The sequence below is a fragment of the Mesorhizobium sp. M7A.F.Ca.CA.002.05.1.1 genome (assembly GCF_003998335.1).
In the GTDB taxonomy this organism is placed as follows: domain Bacteria; phylum Pseudomonadota; class Alphaproteobacteria; order Rhizobiales; family Rhizobiaceae; genus Mesorhizobium.
In genome coordinates this window covers 1-702 of sequence record NZ_RZQI01001512.1, presented here as the reverse complement: position 1 = coordinate 702, position 702 = coordinate 1, and the positions used below count along the sequence as shown (strand labels likewise).

Sequence of the window (702 nt, the reverse complement as noted above, 5' to 3'; positions counted from 1 at the left end):
GGGGTGGGGATCTCCGGCATGGGCGGCGGCGGCGCCTCGTTGGGTGGAGCGATCACCGCCAGCACCGCCACCGCCTTTGCGATCAACCTGAGCGGCAACACCGGCGGCACAATCAAGTTCACCGGCGGGCTGGATCTGACCACGACCACCGGCACCGGCTTCAGCGCCACCGGGGGCGGCACGATCACAGTCGCGGCCGCAGGCACGGAGCAGATCACCACCGGCACCGGCCACGCGATCAATCTCGACGGCGTCACCATCGGCACCGGCGGCATGGCGTTCGACAGCATCACGACAGGTGTTGCGCAAGCCACGGCGCTCAACTTCAATGCCGTTTCGGGCGGCCCGTTCCTGGGTGGCAATGTCACCATCGGCGGCACCGGTGGCGGCATCAACGGCCTTGCAATCAACGCTTCGTCATCGACCTTCACCATCACCAATCTGGTGACGACCAATGTCGCGGGCACCGATGTCAGCCTGACCAACAACACCGGCTCGATCGCGATCCTCGGTGGCGCCATCGCCAATTCGGGCACTGGCGACGGTGTCGTCGTTTCCGGTGGCAGCGCGACAATCGGTGTGGCGGCCAACATCTCCAGCTCGGCAACCGTGCCAGGCATAGCGGTCAAGGTCGACGGCACCACTGGCGGCTCGGGGACCTTCAGCGGCAGCGTCACCTCGACCGGCACCGGCAATCTTTTC

Annotated in this window: 1 pseudogene; it reads left to right on the top strand. The window is 66.4% G+C overall.

Features of this window, described 5'->3' with window-relative positions:
* Positions 1 to 702, top strand: a pseudogene (locus tag EN939_RS36735) (hypothetical protein); the annotation flags it as partial.